The 16,993-nt window shown below is 45.2% G+C and carries 20 protein-coding genes; 12 read left to right on the plus strand and 8 right to left on the minus strand.

Features of this window, described 5'->3' with window-relative positions; all coding sequences use genetic code 11:
* Window positions 1-185: 185 nt before the first annotated feature.
* The 6 genes from IX95_RS11945 (at window position 186) to IX95_RS11970 (ending at window position 6,036) form a co-directional block, all read left to right on the plus strand.
* Window positions 186-1,184 carry an ABC transporter substrate-binding protein gene (locus IX95_RS11945; protein WP_019276358.1) on the plus strand — a complete coding sequence of 333 codons (999 nt, stop codon included), beginning with the start codon at window positions 186-188 and terminating at the stop codon, window positions 1,182-1,184.
* Between the two features lie 73 nt (window positions 1,185-1,257).
* A complete protein-coding gene (locus tag IX95_RS11950) occupies window positions 1,258-2,157 on the plus strand; it encodes an ABC transporter permease (RefSeq protein WP_019276357.1) in 900 nt (299 codons plus the stop codon).
* Complete coding sequence (locus IX95_RS11955) at window positions 2,150-3,373, plus strand: quaternary amine ABC transporter ATP-binding protein (RefSeq protein ID WP_038160237.1); 1,224 nt, start codon at window positions 2,150-2,152, stop codon at window positions 3,371-3,373. Before IX95_RS11950 ends, IX95_RS11955 begins: the two co-directional genes overlap by 8 nt.
* A gap of 245 nt (window positions 3,374-3,618) precedes the next feature.
* A complete protein-coding gene (locus IX95_RS11960; protein WP_235202625.1) occupies window positions 3,619-4,566 on the plus strand; it encodes a hypothetical protein in 948 nt (315 codons plus the stop codon).
* Window positions 4,567-4,790: 224 nt separating this feature from the next.
* A complete protein-coding gene (locus tag IX95_RS11965; protein WP_038160242.1) occupies window positions 4,791-5,744 on the plus strand; it encodes an alpha/beta hydrolase in 954 nt (317 codons plus the stop codon).
* A gap of 1 nt (window position 5,745) precedes the next feature.
* Window positions 5,746-6,036, plus strand: coding sequence for a hypothetical protein (locus tag IX95_RS11970; protein WP_006961623.1), 291 nt, complete (start codon window positions 5,746-5,748; stop codon window positions 6,034-6,036).
* Between the two features lie 85 nt (window positions 6,037-6,121).
* On the opposite strand, the gene IX95_RS11975 is transcribed toward IX95_RS11970, so the two are convergent.
* Window positions 6,122-8,107: a hypothetical protein gene (locus IX95_RS11975; protein WP_235202626.1), complete on the minus strand. Its 1,986-nt coding sequence runs from the start codon at window positions 8,105-8,107 to the stop codon at window positions 6,122-6,124.
* 95 nt (window positions 8,108-8,202) lie between these two features.
* The gene (locus IX95_RS11980; RefSeq protein ID WP_038160244.1) at window positions 8,203-8,613 is read right to left on the minus strand and encodes a hypothetical protein; all 411 of its coding nucleotides are present in this window, start codon (window positions 8,611-8,613) and stop codon (window positions 8,203-8,205) included.
* A gap of 450 nt (window positions 8,614-9,063) precedes the next feature.
* Between IX95_RS11980 and IX95_RS11985 the strand changes: the two genes are divergently transcribed.
* From IX95_RS11985 to IX95_RS12005, 6 genes are all read left to right on the plus strand, one after another.
* A complete protein-coding gene (locus IX95_RS11985) occupies window positions 9,064-9,414 on the plus strand; it encodes a DUF4144 family protein (RefSeq protein ID WP_038160246.1) in 351 nt (116 codons plus the stop codon).
* Between the two features lie 90 nt (window positions 9,415-9,504).
* Window positions 9,505-10,212 (plus strand): class I SAM-dependent DNA methyltransferase, encoded by a 708-nt coding sequence (locus tag IX95_RS11990; protein ID WP_038160248.1) that lies wholly within the window; start codon window positions 9,505-9,507, stop codon window positions 10,210-10,212.
* 25 nt (window positions 10,213-10,237) lie between these two features.
* A complete protein-coding gene (fos, locus tag IX95_RS11995; protein ID WP_019276349.1) occupies window positions 10,238-10,642 on the plus strand; it encodes a fosfomycin resistance glutathione transferase in 405 nt (134 codons plus the stop codon).
* Window positions 10,643-10,692: 50 nt separating this feature from the next.
* The gene (locus IX95_RS27015; RefSeq protein WP_081885431.1) at window positions 10,693-10,902 is read left to right on the plus strand and encodes a GDCCVxC domain-containing (seleno)protein; all 210 of its coding nucleotides are present in this window, start codon (window positions 10,693-10,695) and stop codon (window positions 10,900-10,902) included.
* Window positions 10,903-10,940: 38 nt separating this feature from the next.
* Window positions 10,941-11,705, plus strand: coding sequence for a carbon-nitrogen hydrolase family protein (locus IX95_RS12000; RefSeq protein WP_038160251.1), 765 nt, complete (start codon window positions 10,941-10,943; stop codon window positions 11,703-11,705).
* Window positions 11,706-11,797: 92 nt separating this feature from the next.
* Window positions 11,798-12,232, plus strand: a complete 435-nt coding sequence (locus IX95_RS12005) for a GNAT family N-acetyltransferase (protein ID WP_038160253.1) — start codon at window positions 11,798-11,800, stop codon at window positions 12,230-12,232.
* 72 nt (window positions 12,233-12,304) lie between these two features.
* On the opposite strand, the gene IX95_RS12010 is transcribed toward IX95_RS12005, so the two are convergent.
* The 6 genes from IX95_RS12010 to IX95_RS12035 form a co-directional block, all read right to left on the minus strand.
* The gene (locus tag IX95_RS12010) at window positions 12,305-13,117 is read right to left on the minus strand and encodes a maleate cis-trans isomerase family protein (RefSeq protein WP_051912557.1); all 813 of its coding nucleotides are present in this window, start codon (window positions 13,115-13,117) and stop codon (window positions 12,305-12,307) included.
* Window positions 13,117-13,572 carry a nucleoside deaminase gene (locus IX95_RS12015; RefSeq protein ID WP_019276346.1) on the minus strand — a complete coding sequence of 152 codons (456 nt, stop codon included), beginning with the start codon at window positions 13,570-13,572 and terminating at the stop codon, window positions 13,117-13,119. Before IX95_RS12015 ends, IX95_RS12010 begins: the two co-directional genes overlap by 1 nt.
* A gap of 93 nt (window positions 13,573-13,665) precedes the next feature.
* On the minus strand, window positions 13,666-14,061 hold the full coding sequence (locus IX95_RS12020; RefSeq protein WP_006961632.1) for a DMT family transporter: 396 nt from the start codon (window positions 14,059-14,061) through the stop codon (window positions 13,666-13,668).
* A gap of 49 nt (window positions 14,062-14,110) precedes the next feature.
* Window positions 14,111-14,434, minus strand: coding sequence for a DMT family transporter (locus IX95_RS12025; protein ID WP_200876936.1), 324 nt, complete (start codon window positions 14,432-14,434; stop codon window positions 14,111-14,113).
* A gap of 67 nt (window positions 14,435-14,501) precedes the next feature.
* Window positions 14,502-15,104 (minus strand): DsbA family oxidoreductase, encoded by a 603-nt coding sequence (locus IX95_RS12030; protein WP_038160256.1) that lies wholly within the window; start codon window positions 15,102-15,104, stop codon window positions 14,502-14,504.
* A complete protein-coding gene (locus IX95_RS12035; protein WP_038160259.1) occupies window positions 15,101-16,960 on the minus strand; it encodes an acyl-CoA dehydrogenase family protein in 1,860 nt (619 codons plus the stop codon). The genes IX95_RS12030 and IX95_RS12035 overlap by 4 nt, the downstream gene beginning before the upstream one ends.
* Between the last annotated feature and the right edge of the window lie 33 nt (window positions 16,961-16,993).

Consider the following 16,993-nt stretch of genomic DNA (forward strand, 5'->3'; position numbering starts at 1 on the left):
CATTTGTACTCTTATATTTAGTACACTAAGGGAGAATTCAGCTTGAATTCTCCCTTTTTAATATAAAACCTGAAACACAGCCGCTAAAACCAATCTCTCACTTCTTGTAACTAACAAAGTAATCATTTGAACTCTAAACATTTTTTTACTACTCTGTGCTTGTATACATCAGAAAGGAATTCGAAATGAAATACACAACTGCAGCGTTAGCATTAGTTGCCGCCAACGCAGCCTTTATTTCTCAGGCTTCAGCCAATGAATGTGGCAAAGTCACGATCGCCGACATGAACTGGAATTCAGCCAGTCTTATTGCCAATATTGATCGCTTTATTCTTGAACATGGCTACGATTGTGAAGCAGAGCTGATACCGGGTGATACCATGCCAACAGGCACATCCATGATAGAAAAAGGTCAGCCTGATGTTGCCCCTGAACTGTGGAGCAACAGCCTGAAAGACGCATTAGATAAAGGTGTCGAGGAAAAACGATTACGCTATGCAGGTCGCTCCTTAGTGGATGGGGGCGAGGAAGGTTTCTGGGTTCCATCTTATCTGGTCAAACAATACCCTGAAATGAAAACCATTGATGGCATCAAAAAGCACGCTAACCTCTTTGAACACCCTGAAGATCCTGACAAATCCGCATTCTACAGCTGTCCGGCTGGCTGGAACTGTCAAATCAGCGCAGGCAACTTGTTTAAAGCACTTAAGCTAGATAACTCTGGCTTTGTCATTGTCGATCCGGGTTCAAGTGCTGGTCTTTCAGGTGCCATCGCAAAAGCTTACGAGCGTGAAGAGGCATGGTTCGGCTACTACTGGGCTCCAACTGCGGTTCTGGGTAAGTACGACATGGTTAAGGTCGATTTCGGTAGCGGTGTGGATGAAAAAGAATTTATCGACTGTACAACTAATGCAGAATGTGAAGCGCCTAAAGCCACTATGTATCCACCATCACCAGTGCACACCATCACAACCGAAGCTTTCGCGACACGCGCACCGGATGCATACCAATACTTTACCAAACGTGGTTTCACCAACGCCGATATGAACCAACTGCTTGCTTGGATGGAAGACAATCAAGCCGATGGTGAAGAGACCATGTACTACTTCCTTGAAGATTATCCGCAAATCTGGACCAAGTGGGTATCTCAGGACGTAGCAAATAAAGTAAAAAGCGCGCTTTAACAGACCGTTAGAACACGTATGAAGTACTCCAAAGCCAGCCCTGTCTGGCTTTGGTTTTAAAAGGAATTAAATGATGTCTGCAGAAAACTGGTTTAACAGCTTTCCTGAAATGGAACGCTCAGATCTTAGAGCTATCCGCAAAACGCTTGATGGCGCCTACCGCGAATTCTCCCGTGAACATGGTGAGTTCATTGAATCTCTCTTCGACCCACTGCTCTCTTTCTTAATCTGGTTTGAAAAGCTCCTTCTCTCCACTCCTTGGGTCTTGGTGCTGGCCGTCTGTACTGGGCTCGTTTTCTTAGCCAGTCGTTCATGGAAACTCACTCTGGGTTGCTTTGTCTCTTTGATACTGATCGGCTACTTCGGTATGTGGGAAGACACCATGCGTACCCTGAGCATCATCACCGTCTGTACCATGCTTTCAATAGCTTTAGGGATCCCGATTGGCATTGCAATGGCACGTTCGAATCGCATCCAGTCCGCCGTCACGCCTATGTTGGATATCATGCAGACCATGCCCGCCTTCGTATACCTGATCCCTGTCGTAATGCTATTGGGTATAGGTAAAATTCCGGGGCTAATCGCCGTTGTCATTTATGCTATCCCTCCGGTTATCCGCCTGACTAACCTCGGTATTCGACTGGTTGATAAAGAAGTGCTTGAAGCAGCGACGGCCTTTGGTGCCAGCGCCAAACAAAGGCTATGGGGCGTGCAATTACCGCTTGCTATGCCAACCATCATGGCTGGGATCAACCAAACCATTATGATGTCTCTATCTATGGTGGTTATTGCATCCATGATTGGTGTCAAAGGCCTTGGCCAACCTGTACTAAAATCCATTACCAACCAATACTTCACTTTAGGACTACTTAACGGCTTTGCCATTGTGGCATTGGCGATTCTGTTTGACCGTGCGTCACAGGCCTACGCAAAACGTACTCAAGCCCATCTAGGAGACATGAAGCATGACTAAACCTCTTATTGAAATCAGTGGCTTGTATAAGGTATTTGGCCGAAAACCACAATCTGTGATGGAACGGGTAAAAGCGGGCGAGAGCAAAGATAAAGTCCTCGCTGATACAGGCCACACGGTCGGCCTCAAAGACATCAACTTGCAAATCAACAAAGGTGAAATCTTCGTTATCATGGGCCTTTCTGGCTCCGGTAAATCGACGCTTATCCGCCACTTTAACCGCTTGATCGACCCAACCGAAGGTCAGATTCTGGTCGAAGGCACAGACGTTATGAAGCTCAATCAAAAAGAGCTGGAAGAGTTTCGTCGTCACAAGATGTCGATGGTTTTCCAACGATTCGGTTTACTACCGCACCGAACAGTGGTGGAAAACGTCTCTTACGGGCTTGAAGTGCAAGGGATTGAAAAATCGCAAAGACGCGCCAAAGCCGAACAATGGCTGGATACTGTTGGTCTAAAAGGCTACGAGAATCAGTACCCAGCGCAACTGTCTGGTGGTCAGCAGCAGCGTGTTGGCTTGGCAAGAGCACTTTGTACTGATGCAGAAATTCTCCTGATGGATGAAGCGTTCTCTGCGCTCGATCCTTTAATCCGCAGTGAGATGCAAGATCAACTTATCGAGCTGCAAGAGAAGCTGCACAAGACCATCGTATTTATTACTCACGATTTGGACGAAGCACTTCGACTTGGCGATCGCATCGCGATTCTGAAAGACGGCTTGTTAGTGCAGCAAGGCACACCTGATGAGATCTTGCTACACCCTGCCGACGACTACGTTGAAGCGTTTGTAAAAGACGTCAATCGAGCTCGCGCTCTGACCGTTGAAACCGTAATGCAGCCACCAGCCTACCGCATTTCAGCGACCAACATTCAAGAAGCCATCAAGCAAATGAAAGGCATCAAGCAAGATTACGCCTATCATGTGACCGAAGAGGGCTATCAGGGTGTCGTGACCAAAGAAGGCCTACTGGATGCAGCGAAAGACACTTCCAGTGAAGAGTTTAACGAAGAGATTTACGAAGAGGTCCCTTCCATTTCTCCAGATGCTGCTATCGAAGAAGTACTGATGGACAGCATCTCTTGTGATTACTCACTACCAGTTGTTGATGATGAAGGTAATCTGCAAGGCGAGTTGGAACGAAGTGCCGTCGCAGAGATTTTCTCAGATCAAGTGGAGGAAGATTCCCCAGCCCCAAAGTTGGATAAAGTCTCCTAGGCTCAACGAGAGCCAAGCTGGCTCTGCAAGCACGAAGCAAGAACCCCGTACTATTGTGGTATGGGGTTTTGTATAAATAGCCGCCCTTTCTAACACTCCTCCTTAACACAGCAAACTATCAATCCATCTCGGCTAACTTTTCGCCATTGCTTCAAACTTTGAACATAATCACGCAGTTGCATTTGAAATCAAAAAATTAGTCCGTATTGTGTATGGGAAAGCCAAAATACTGTATGGATAAACAGGTGCCAACCAATAAATTTCAAGTCCACTATTACTTCAACGACGATTCTCACTCGATGGATGCACTGGTGCGACATCAGTGCGAAGCTGAGATCATCGCCATACTTTTTGAAGTTGCCACCACAATTGATGAGAACATTCAGATAGAAAGCGAAGCACATCAGGAAGGCGGTCTGCGTGACATCTGGAAAGTCGCCAACGCGAACGCTGGTATCCTTTCCGTAATTGTTGGCATTGCCTCGCTGGCTATCCCCCTTCTTCCAAAATCAGACTCCGAGCTTGAACGTTTACAAAAAGAAGAACTGCGTTTAAGCATTGAGGAACGTAAGCTGAGAATTGAAAAGCTAAAAGCGGAAGTAAAGTCTGAACGTGTCACCCCAGAAACAGTGTCAAAGGTTGCTGAAGTTGTTAACGAAAATTATAAGGTCATCACCCGACGTTCCAACCTGTTTAAGTATCTTAGTGCATACCCTAAAGTCACCAAAATTGGCATCAATGGACTCACCGAATCCGGCTCTGATGCTATGCCCGAGTCACACATCAGCAGGGCCGTTTTCAAAAAATTTGTCTTACCTTCCCACCGACTACCGATACAAACCATCGACGATGCAGTCATAGAAATAGTTTCGCCAGTATTAAGGCAAGGCAACTATCGATGGAAAGGCATCTGGCAAGGACAAAACATCAGCTTTACGATGAAAGATATCAGCTTCAAACAAGATGTTCTGAGCAAACAAATCAGCTTCCAACATGGCTCTTCTATCCGCTGCGTCATGAATATTCGCTCGAAGCTAGACCACATAGGTGAAATCGTGATCACCAGCTTTTCCGTGGAGACGGTTCTGGAACATGGTCATGGCGTAGGCTCTCATGAAACTCCGCAGGGTAGCGCCTATCATCATCGACGAAGTTTAGAGGCCGCTCAGGGCGATCTGTTTGAAACCTCTTAAGAGCTGAGATAACTCAGCCCTTACCCACCGAAGGCTTTTCTCTCCCCAAATGTGCTCTATAACATCAAACACATTTTTACCCTCAATCACAGCTTAAGGCTACGTTAAATCCCATATTCACAGCGATTTGACCGCTATCTCCCAAAAACTGAACTGTATGTATATACATATTAAATTTATAAAATTAGAATCAAAACTATGCAGTCTAGTGGTAAGGAATAATAATGATTGAACACTTGGAGTCAGGTATCCGAAAACTGGTTGAAGGATTCATTGACGCTGGAAAGCCTTGTCCTTCTGAGCAACCCATTGAAGCGAGACGCGCAGGATATCAGTCAACAGTTGAGCTGGCAGGTAAAGGCCCAGAGATAGCGCAGGTGTATATCGATATCGTTGACGGGATTACGCTCAAAATTTTCAGACCCAGCAACGCTTCTCACTTGCCGATAACGATTTACTTTCACGGAGGTTGCTTTATCAGTGGAGGCTTTGACACCCATGAACAGCAGTTGCGTCAACTCGCGGCTGAATCTAACAATGTGGTGATCAGCGTTCAATACCGATTGGCGCCAGAGCACACTTATCCTGCCGCTCACGATGATGCCTACAATGCCGTTGTCGCAATCCGAAAAATTGGCTCGAAATATGGTGGTGATACCGAACGTATCTCCTTGGTAGGCGATAGTGCCGGCGGCCATCTCGCGTTAGTGACAGCAATGCGCCTTAAGCAAAGACAAGACTGGCTACCTGAACGCCAGATTCTTATTTACCCAATGCTTGATCCGCACGGTTCATCGGCCAGTTACAAAGTTAATGCAACCGACTACATCATTACCGACAAAATGCTGCTGTCTGGCTTTGATATGTATCTTGGTGATAAAAGTCCAGAGCACATTGATGCAAACCCTGAACTCAACCCGCTGTTATGTGGTGACTTTCGAGGTTTACCTCCAACTTCTATTATCACAGCAGAATTTGATCCATTAAGAGACGAAGGTGAGCAGCTTTACCGTCAGCTGTTGAAGCATGGTGTAGAAGCGCATTGTGAACGATATTTAGGTGTCATACATGGTTTTTATCAGCTTTCTGCTGTCAGTCAATCAGCAGTACGTTGTATTAGTCGTATTGCCGCCGAGCTGGCTAGCTCGACTCCAAGTATATTAAACAGAGGCCACTGACATGATTGAATTGGATTACCTGGTTCAAGTCACTAAGCTACCGAGCGATCTACAGAGTGCTTCTGGGGATGTGAATCACCATCTGTACGACACCTATGAAATTTATCAACGTGTCATCGATTCTAACTTGCTGTGGCGAGTCTGGTTAATTGACGAATACGATCAGGTGTGGCTTGAAGTTAATTTCATCAACTCTGACGGCGAGGCAGAGTTTCACACCATTATGATCGATGAAGGCACCTACCACAAAGTGGACTTTGATCGTTACCAAGCGCTAGATAAGCTTGAGTAGATGTACCGAAACCAGTAAATGATAAGAACAAAAACGCATCACCGACTGGGTGATGCGTTTTTATTTTTCCTTTGTTTACGAACGTTTAATGATATCGAGTACCCGGAAAGCCTTGATGCAACCCTGTCGATATCACTTCATAGCGATCAGCGCTGAAGTTAGGAAACGGATCGAATACGGCTCGCGGTAAACGAGGAAGCTGGACTAAATATCCCTTCGGAGCGGCCAGAAAGCCAACGTCAATGCCGATTTTCTTTAGCTCTGTTTCAAGCTTCGATAAATAAAACCCTCCACCAACGTTACATGACTGCACCTTTAGTACACCAACCTGTCGAAGACCCAAATCGAAAAGCTTTCTTGCCAATCCTGTCGGTGTCAGTGATGTTTCAATACCACTTTGATTCATACAAACTGGGCCATAAGGATTACCGTGAGCAACCACATCCAAACGATGATTGAACGTCAAAGATGAGAGTTGATCAGATTGCGCGTGAGGGAACAAGTTATTGAGGTGGCGAGAGCTTACGTCACCGTCACTATACAAATTCCCTTGAGGGATACCATAGCGACTCTTAACGTTCTCTCCAAAATGTCGAAACAGTGACGCCGGCTCCCCTTTCCCAAGTAGTAGTACATGACGATATTCACCCGAGGAGACCCAATTGTTCAGGCTGGTAGCGGTTTGATTCAGCAACCACCCCGTGGCTCCGGCTCGGGTTACCTTATGCACGCCGAAAGAACCAGCTCCTTCAAACAAAGCATACTCGTTACTTGAAGGGAAGCGTCGAACTCGTTGCCAAGCTCCTTGTATATTCGCGACAAAATCAGCGCCTTCTACAGCCCCTTCACCTAAGTAGTAATGCAACCCTGGCTCCACTTGTTGCCCAATGAGTGTTGAGTCAACGACCTTACTAACCTGTAAAGCGCCACTTTGCGTCATCTGCTCGCCCAATACCGCAGTTTCTTCTGTGGCAAGCTCAACAACTTCGCTCGTATAGACGGCATCAGCCACTCTCGCTCCATTAAACATCGTCCTTGAAAACAGTAGCCCTTGCGCGATTTCTCCCAACGCTAACTCGCCAATCACCTCAGGGGCAATTAGCGTCACTATCGTGATCGCAGCTAGCGAAGGAAAGCTCCAACGACTGTGATGCGGTTGTTGTTTTATTTGACGAACATCGTTAACCAAAGCTTCGCCGACCATAGAGTAACCATATTTTGGGCCTGGCAGATTCTCAATATGTTGATACCACTCCTTTAGGTTTTCCCTATTTACCTCTCTTAGCGATGGCCAGCGGGTCAAAAGTGTCGTTTGTAACATTGCTCCGACTCGAGCATAGGGATGTGAACCATTTTGATACTGCGAAAAGTCGTCATAGACAGGCTTCCAGTCAGTTGCCGATTGCTTAAGCTCAGCCAATAACACCTCTTCTAAGCGATCTTTGAATGCTCCTCCTCCTGAGAAACCTGAAATCAAAAATTGACGTATTGAGTCCGCATAACGACTACCTGTTTGCTGTGCTAGCTTTTGGAGCAGTTGAGATTCTCCATACTTTTCTAAACTTATGTTCAACGCTATCGAGTATATGGCCAAACCAGGAAGATCATTTTGATAATAACGTTGCAGATACAGTGCTTCATCTTCCGCTGAAGGGGAAGCAAGCTCTAGCTCTCGTGACAAGTTGTCCAGAAAAGTCTGCTTCATATACTCTGCTGGAAACAGCTCATAATGAGGCAAATCGTGAGCCTGTGACATAACGAATAACGTAGCAGACTCATTAATGATGGCGACATCTAATGAAGAGAGACCGTCTGTACTAAAATTTTGGTTGGCAGATTCCTTCAGCCGCGCAAAAAACAAGTCTGGCATATAGGTAATGCCGTGCTTCTTTTTCACCACATTGAGCGCGTCGACTGCACTGAATGAATGCTCCTGAGATTGCCAGTCCACCCACTGACTGACCTTATCCCTCATCGCTTTATGATGTTCGTATTGATTGTACACAGAGGAAGTCGCGCTCGTGGGTAAATTTAGCCCAAGCGCTAAAATAGACAACAGTATTTTTTTCACAATTTTATATTCTGTAGTGTATTGAAAAAAGGGCACAATCTGATGAGTAGTGCCCTAAAAGAGGTAAGAACTTCAGTTCGTCATGAATCTAGGGATTAGCGATTGAAGTCGACTGGATTTGCCACTTCTAAACGAGTTAGAACATGATCAGGAAGGTTATTAAAGAAGGCATTAAGGTCAAGCTCAAACGGGCTGTTTGCTCCCGAGCGGCACATGATTAAATCGTCACCCATTATGGCCAGTTTAGGTGTAGCTCCATCCCATATCAGCTTAGCGGCAAGGTTTAAATCACTGATATTAATGCCACAGTCGTAAGTTCTAGACCTCAGAACCCCATCTTCAACTGTGTAGCCGCCTAACAGAGCGATCGGGTGCTGAGATTTCGGAAAGACAATAGGTGCATCTGGAACTGAAGAAGAAGCTTCAGGAAAGGTAATGGTTTCAGTAGCTGAAACGCAGGTTGCAGCAAGTAGGGCCACTAAGCCAATGACGTTGTTAGTTTTCAATTTTAATTCTCCAAATATTTATAGTGGGAATAATCCCAATGAGAATGTATATCACTAACAAACAGTCATTCAATCCGCATAAAGCTACGATTACTGTAGGAAATAGCCGTTTTATCTTTTTATGCACTCAATGATTAAAAATAAATATAAAGCAACACCTTAAATATACAAATTTAATATTAACCGTCTCCTAGGAATACTAAAAAAGCGTCACAAGAATAAGAACATAAGAAGCCACCAAATTTAAGCCCCAAAAAAAAACATTTTTATCAAATAGTTAAAGTAACAAATCCAACATTAATCAAGGGAGCAGCAATAGGCCAAAGCACCACATCTATGCATTAAAGTCAGCAAAAATTAAATGGTTGATATCTCACATCAAAAAAGGAAAATGTTTATACAATAGAGTCTTGATCAAGTTTTGTTCACCTAAAAAGCCAAGGAATCGTTTTGATAGATACCGCAATCAACAAAGAGGGCAATGAGATTCAATGGCCCGTTTTACTTAAGTTCGAAGGTGATAACGAACTCATTTTCCTCGCTTCACAAGATATGCTTTTTCGAGAATTAGAATCACTGATACTCGACACCAACGATTTGGTCATCGATTCTGGAGGGAGGTGTTTCCAACTGGAATCAGACTCTGAAAAAATCGGGTTAAACATGACGCCAAAAACATACGACTTGACCGAAATAACCGACCTAATTCAGGCACATGAATTCAGCAAAGCTCAAGTTTGTATTATAAAGATTCAATTTGATTCCATTCACGCCGCGATCGATTCATTACGCGATCAATAAAAGATCAACATTTGTTCACGCCGGACGTTCGCGCTTACAATACGCTTCTCTCCTGTAGCGGATTCGCTGCTCACACAAAAGGTCTCTATCATGTCTGAAATGTACACCAAACACGCTAAACAGTACGATGCTGTCGTCAAGGACAACATTTACAACGCTTTGCTAGAACGCCCTTCAACCATGGCGCTTCTCGATGACCTTTCAGGTGCTGATGTCGTTGACATGGGCTGCGGTTCAGGCGTGTATGCTGAGTGGTTTATCAGCCAATCGGTGAAGCAACTAACTTGTGTTGATGCGTCTAGCGATATGATCGATCTTGTTCAGGCCAAACTGGGCGATCAAGTCAGCGCTTACGTACAGGATATTGCGAAAGGCCTTCCTCAAGAGCCAAGCAGTAGCACCGATGTCATCGTGTGCCCTCTGGTGTTGCACTATATCGAAGATCTCACACCAGTCTTTGCAGATGTGTATCGAGTCCTTAAACCCGGCGGCTACATCGTATTTTCAACCCATCACCCTTTTGCAGATTTTGAATGTTCAATCTCGGGCAATTACTTTGAACGCGAATACATCGAAGAAGAGTGGAACACGGTCGGTACGCCGGTCAAAGTGAGCTTCTATCGACGCTCTCTGATGGAAATCAGTGAGGCAATTAATGCGTCTGGATTAAAGATATCTCGTATTACCGAAGGTAAAGTGGATGAAAAAGTGAAATCCGTTTGTGAAGCTACCTATCAGCGTTTGAAGAACAACCCTAATTTCATTTTCTTCCGTTGTGAAAAGCCAAGCGCAGACTAATCAAACAAAACCTGTTGGATAAACGATGATAACCGGACTCAACCACATCACTCTCGCTGTAAGTAACGTAGAACGTTCGTTGGACTTCTATACTCGTGTTCTTGGCTTCGAGGGAGAGGTCAAATGGGAGAAAGGCGCTTACCTCTCGATAGGGGAATTGTGGTTGTGCCTATCTCTAGACTCACCTTGCCCTAAAACCGATTACAGTCATATTGCATTTAATGTCGCTGAGGAAGACTTTACTACATTATGTGAACACCTAGAAAAGCACAAAGCTGAGCAATGGAAAAGTAACCAAAGTGAAGGTTCCTCTGTGTATATTCTCGATCCCGATGGGCATAAACTAGAGATTCACTGTGGAAGTTTGGAAAGTCGCTTACAAAGCTTAAAATCAAAACCTTACCATGGTTTAAAGTGGTTGAAACCCTAGTCTGATATTCGCACCTATGCTTAAATAGTGCACATGGTGGAGATGCAACCATGGCAGTAGTAACAGTATCCAAACTGACTTGCCCTAAATGCGGTTTTTCGAGTCTAGAATCTATGCCAGATAACGCCTGCGTTTACTTCTATGAATGTAAAAGCTGTGGCGAACTACTTAAGCCACTGGCAGGAGACTGCTGTGTATTTTGCTCCTATGGCACGATTCCCTGCCCACCCATTCAGATTTCAGGAAAATGCTGCCAGTAGCCTAGCGGCAAGCCATTAAAGGAAAGGCATAACTAAAGATGGAACAAACACTTATCATTGGTTTGGCTCAGGCTCCAGCCAAGCGAGGAGACATTGAAGCCAATTTGCACACTCACCTTATGTATGTAGAGCAATCTTCTCAGCTTGGTGCAAATCTCGTCGTGTTTCCCGAACTGTCTTTAACAGGGTACGAGCTGGCTCTAGCCGACGAACTTGCCTTTGACCTATCAACTCCTGCGATTAATACACTTTCGTCCGCAGCTACTGCGCATAATATTACGGTCATTGCGGGCTGTCCGCTTGCAGTGCCAGACTCAAAACCACATATTGCCGCGGTTATTTGCTTTCCAAACGGAGAGATCGAGTTCTACTCCAAACAGTACCTACATGACGGTGAAGGCACTTATTGCGCTGCAGGAAAAACCAATTACGTGCTCAACATTAATAATAAGCGCATTGCGCTTGCCGTATGTGCTGATTTTACTGAACCTGAGCACGCCCAAGGCGCAGCCGACAACAAAGCAGACCTTTATCTTGTTAGTGCCCTGATCTCACCAACTGGTTTCACCCCTGATGCTAATATTTTGTCTGGCATTGCTCGTAACCATGCGTTCCCAGTCCTCCTTTGCAATCACATATCGAAAACAGGTGGATGGGATACTTGCGGCAAGAACAGTGTTTGGAATGCTCAAGGGGAATTAGCAGCTACATCCGACAATGCTCAGCAAGGTCTACTTATTTGTACGATTAGTAAAAACCACCTTTCAGCACAGTTTCATTCTCTTCAGGAAAGCGGCTCTTGATCACCAATTTTGACAAATCGGTAACTTATTGATAGGTATTGATTTAAAACATTGTTACGTCCAACAATCACCGGCATAGCAAGGAGGCTAAAGTGGTGACCATCCGCCCAATGGCAATCGAAGATTACGACGCCGTAATCCGGTTGTGGCTTCAGACTGAAGGCATGTCCGTAAGGGATGCCGATTCTCGTGAGAACATTGCGCTCTACCTCGACAGAAACCCCGATTTAAGCTTCGTAGCGATCAGTGAAAGTAACATTATCGGCGCCGTCCTAGTTGGAACCGATGGCAGGAGGGGCTATCTGCAACACCTAGCGGTCTTACCTCAGTTTCGTGGTCAGAGAATTGGCTATCAGTTGATCAGCCAATCCATTAACGCACTAGCCAATATTGGTATTCCTAAAACTCACCTGTTTGTCTACGACGACAACCTCAATGCCCAAAAATTCTATGAGAAACTGGGTTGGTTCCCTAGAGATAACATCAGGATGTATTCGTATAATTCTTCTAGTAATTCCAACGTCTGAATAATCAGCTAGTCGAAAACCTTAGGCTAGAACAAAGGCAGTTACCCCATGCCAACTGCCTCAAAGGATGCTCTAGCTGAAAAGCCTGCCATAACGTTCGATCTTGGCATCTGAGCCAATTGAACGTAATGCATCCCACAAAATTAGCTGATTTCCAGTGATCATGGTAACACCTAAAGTTTCTTCAACCGCTTTGATAATGCCAACAGATCTTTGTCCGTTACCACCGACAAAAACAGTGTCAGCACCTGAGTCCAAAACAACGTCTTTTATCCAAGTGTAAAGTGCTTGAGGAGTAACATACTTTTGCCCACTTTGAATACCACAAGAACTATGATGAACGACATTGAATCCCGCTTTTTCAAAGTAGCTTGCGCCTTGTGCGCTTAGATCATAGTCAAACCACGCAGGGTTCACTACTGCTAGCTTTTGAGTACCCAGTTTCTTAAGTGCACGCTCTGCAGAAAGACAAGTTGAAACAATAGGTATCTCTCTTGCTACTGGTTTAAGGCGTTCAATCAGCGCTCTTTCTCCATCCGGTCCATGTTTATAAGCTGAACTGGTAAAGGCTAAACCCACACAATCAATTGGTGACTGACAAACTGCCTCTACAGCCTCATCCAGATAAGGTGCCTGCACAAAAGATTCCACAGGAGCATGAGGAATTTTGTCATCCATCTCACCACCCGCTCTCATCGCTGAAAAAAAGATACGACTGCCGTGAACCGTTGCATGATCTCCTGCCATGGCGCCAATTTCGGCTTCTGGGCCAACATCAGCATGCGGTACCACAACACCAATTCGAGCCGTTCTGTTCCAGCCATCTGGCTCGAATAAATGTTCAATTGATTGTGTGTTCTGAACTTCCAGTTCCAGCTTACTCATTAAAATTTCCTTTTACTTTGCAATAGCTTGAATGGTTCAAGCGCATTTTCCGTTGATTGTTTACGAACCAGCATTCCCCAGTTTTCGGGGAACCCTGCCAATGCCGAGTATGAGTTGCGATAATCAAAACCATGACGTGCGGCTTCATCTCTATCAGCGACATAAACCACCTCACTAATACCAGCGAATAGTGCATTCAAGTAGCACATGGCACATGGTTCACCTGAGGCGAGCAGCGTTAAACCTCTGAGATGAGAAGACTTGGTATTTCGGCATGCATCACGAATCGCTTCCACCTCTGCATGGGCTGTAGGATCATGGTTTTCCAGTACTCTATTAACCCCTTTGCCAAGGACCTCTCCTTTTGAATTAACAACATAAGCCGTGAAAGGGATGCCGCCCTGATGCACATGATCGACTGAGTAATTCACCAGACCATCTAAAAGCGTATCCATATTTTCGATCTTGCTCTTACACATATTCACCTCGCATAGAATTAAAATCTGGGTGTAAGTGGGTATTTTCAGCACCACTTACACCTCAATCGATCATTGGTTTGAAGCTAATACTTGGTCAGAAGATTGAAGCTTTTCACTACTCGCCAACTTGAGCCATATAACACCAGCGATAATGACACTTAGCCAAAATGCTTGATACAGAGTCAGCGTTTGGTCAAAGACAATAGCGCCAAATACCGCAGCACCAATTGCCCCGATACCAGCCCAAACCGCATAACCAATACCAACATCGATTTCTTTAAGGGCCACACTGAGTGCATAAAGTGTCAGCAAAAAGAAAATGACGGCGGATACAGACCATTTTAAAACGGTGAATGCTTCACTTCCCGCCACACTCAATGCATAGCCGATTTCAAATACGCCTGCCAGCAGCAGCATTATCCAAGCCTGTTTTGTACTTGCTTTGTTCTGTTTAGTTGTTGCCATGTTATTAACCTCTTATTTTTTAATAATTTTTATGATTTACCGACGTGGTTTATGCAGCGCCACTCATTCTCAGACCAATCACTCCACCAATAACCAGAACAATGCCTGACAGCTTTTGTAAGCTCAGACGTTCACCAAAGAACAAAGCGCCTAAGATGACAACTCCGACACCAGCTGCAGAAGTCCAAATTGAATAACCCACCCCGACATCAAAACTGAGTAGAGCGAGGCTTAGGAAGAAAGTAGCTATCGCACCACTAATCAATGTCGCTGCGGTCCACTTTGGGTTAGTGAAGCCATTCGCATTGCCAGCAGAGATAGCCACTGCGATTTCAAATAGCACTGCCGTGCCGAGGTAAAGCCAACTGATCATATTAATATCTCCTAGTGTTTATGATTGTTGTGACTCAGTTTCCCTAAGCCACACTTTTAATGCCTTTTTAAGCCTGTATTTCGTCAAACGCTTCTATCGCGAGTCTTAGCTCTGTCGGGTCTGGGACGCCTGAGAACTTTCGTGAACCAACATAAATGGTTGGAACAGAAGAGATACGAGCCTCTTCAACCGCATGTTTCAGCGCCGTTTGGTGGTGCTCTAAGTAGGTTCCATTTGATAAAGCTTCAAGAACCTCATCTCTCTCTATGCCAATCTGGCTGGCAATATCGGCAAGAACATCTGGCTCACCAATATCTCTTTCCTGTTGAAAAAAAGCCTTCATAACGGCAACTGAAAATTCGTCCCCTAGACCCACTTGCTCTGCCAGTGCAAACACTTGAAAAGCTTTGTCTGTTCTCGGTTGAGGAGAAATTTCTGGGAGTTTCAACGCTACTCCTAACTTCGCTGCCATTGGGTACACAGAACGCTCCCAAATTTCTGGCAAATATCGGTCTTCCGTTCTTAGTGTCGGTACTGGAGCGGGCCTTAATTCAAAAGGACGCCACTTGATTTCAACATCTAATCCCTGAATGACCTTGTTAATCACGTGATCTGCAAGCAAGCAGTACGGGCAGACGTAGTCGGTATAAATCTGAATTTGCTTTTTCATAAAATCGACCTGTTCTCATTAGAAGACTTTGGTTTTCTAGCCTGCGGAACCGTACCTGACTCCGTCACCATGTTCGGGTGGTGGGCATCAACTAAATCGATCAATTGCTGGTAGTTTGGCTGTTCAAACCGAATCGGTTCACCGATGTAATTCATGGTGCCGCCGTCGCTATATGGCTGCGCAAGCGCATCGCTAAAGCCATCAAACTCAAGTGTTTCTAACCCATACAACTTGCACAGTAAGCTATTAAACACCGGGGAAACTTTAAGCCACTTACCGTCAATTTTGACTTCGTTGTACCAATGTAAGAATACTTCTCCACCGACTAGGTCCTGCAGCTCAGGCGTTGAGATATGGTTGTTCACCCGATTGGCGACGATACGACATTCAATACCTTGAGAATGACAAGTGGCGGCGTAAAGGATCGCCTTATGTAAACAAAAACCTATACCTGCTTTGACAATAGAGCTCGCTCGGAGACCCTTCTCACTGATGTCTGTGTTGAACACCATGTACGCAATTTTGTCTCGCACTGCATAGTAGAGTTTGACCGCGGTCTCTCGCTTGTTGAGTTTCTCTGAACCTAACGCTTTTTGCACAAATGACTGCACATCAGGATGCTGATAATCAAACACGGCCTCACTCTCAAAATGTTCAGCTACTTTGGGGGCTTTCTTAACATTCGGCACGCGAATCTGGTTGCTCTCTGATCGCTTTTTACTTTGAGTTGCTACCCCCAACATCGCTGCGATTCGCCCTCGTTGGATATCATTTGTTCCCGAATAGATTGGCCCTGATAGAGCGTTACACACCTCCTCGCCAAAGCCATTTGAGGCGACATAGCCGTATCCACCATGGATGTGAAGTGCATCGACCGATGTCGCCAAAGCGTTTTCGCTGACGAACACTTTAGCGATAGCCACTTCACTCGTAATGTCCTTGTTATCAATCATTTTTTCAGCAACGTGGTAAAGCCACTGACGACTCAGTTCATAGCGGATTTTCATGTCTGCAATTCGGTTGGAGACCGATTGAAACGAACCAATAGGGCTATCAAATTGATGACGCGAGTTCACGTAGCTGACACAGCGATCTAAGCGACGTTTCATCTCCCCCACATTGAGCATAAAGGCAAAGAGAATTTCTCTTTGCATCACATGACTGAGAACGAAAAAACCAGCCCCACGTCGGCCAATCATATTGGCTTTGGGAACACGACACTCTTCCAGTGTCAGTTCACATAGCGGAGAAGTATGTAAGCCCACTTTCTCCATCTCTTGCCCAAGGCGTACACCTTGAGTTTTGGTATCCACTAAAAATGCGGAAACACAGTCTGCTGTACTCGATTCACTGGTTTTTGCATAAACGACGATAACGTCAGCGATGCTTCCGTTAGTGACAAAAGCTTTATGCCCGTTGAGCACATAGTCATCATCCTCTTCTCTCGCCGTTGTCGTCATACTGAGCGCATCCGATCCAGCTTGCGGTTCGCTGATGGCATGAGCACCAATCAGACGACCTTTGACTAACGATTCCATAAACTCATGTTTAAGTTCCTGCGAGCCAAACTTATTCAGAGCGGTAATCGTGCTCGCTAAATGCGTAGCCACCGAGAAGCTCAGGCCGGAGTCTTTACATATTTCTCCCAGCCGTTCTAAGCCGTATAAGGTCGAGAGCACGGATTCACGCTTGTCGATATCACTACTGACTGCTCGCTCAAATATCCCAGTTCTGGCAATTGATTCCCATTTATCACGCGGGAACCGCCCGCTACTGGCTTCATTTTCTAATTCATGTATCGCGGCATCGATGAAACTTCTCGCACGCTTTTTTATATTTTTATCCTGACGTTGCATTTTGCGTCCTTTAGAAACTGTTATTGGACAATC

The organism is Vibrio sp. B183, from assembly GCF_000740665.1.
Taxonomy (GTDB): Bacteria; Pseudomonadota; Gammaproteobacteria; order Enterobacterales; family Vibrionaceae; genus Vibrio; species Vibrio coralliilyticus.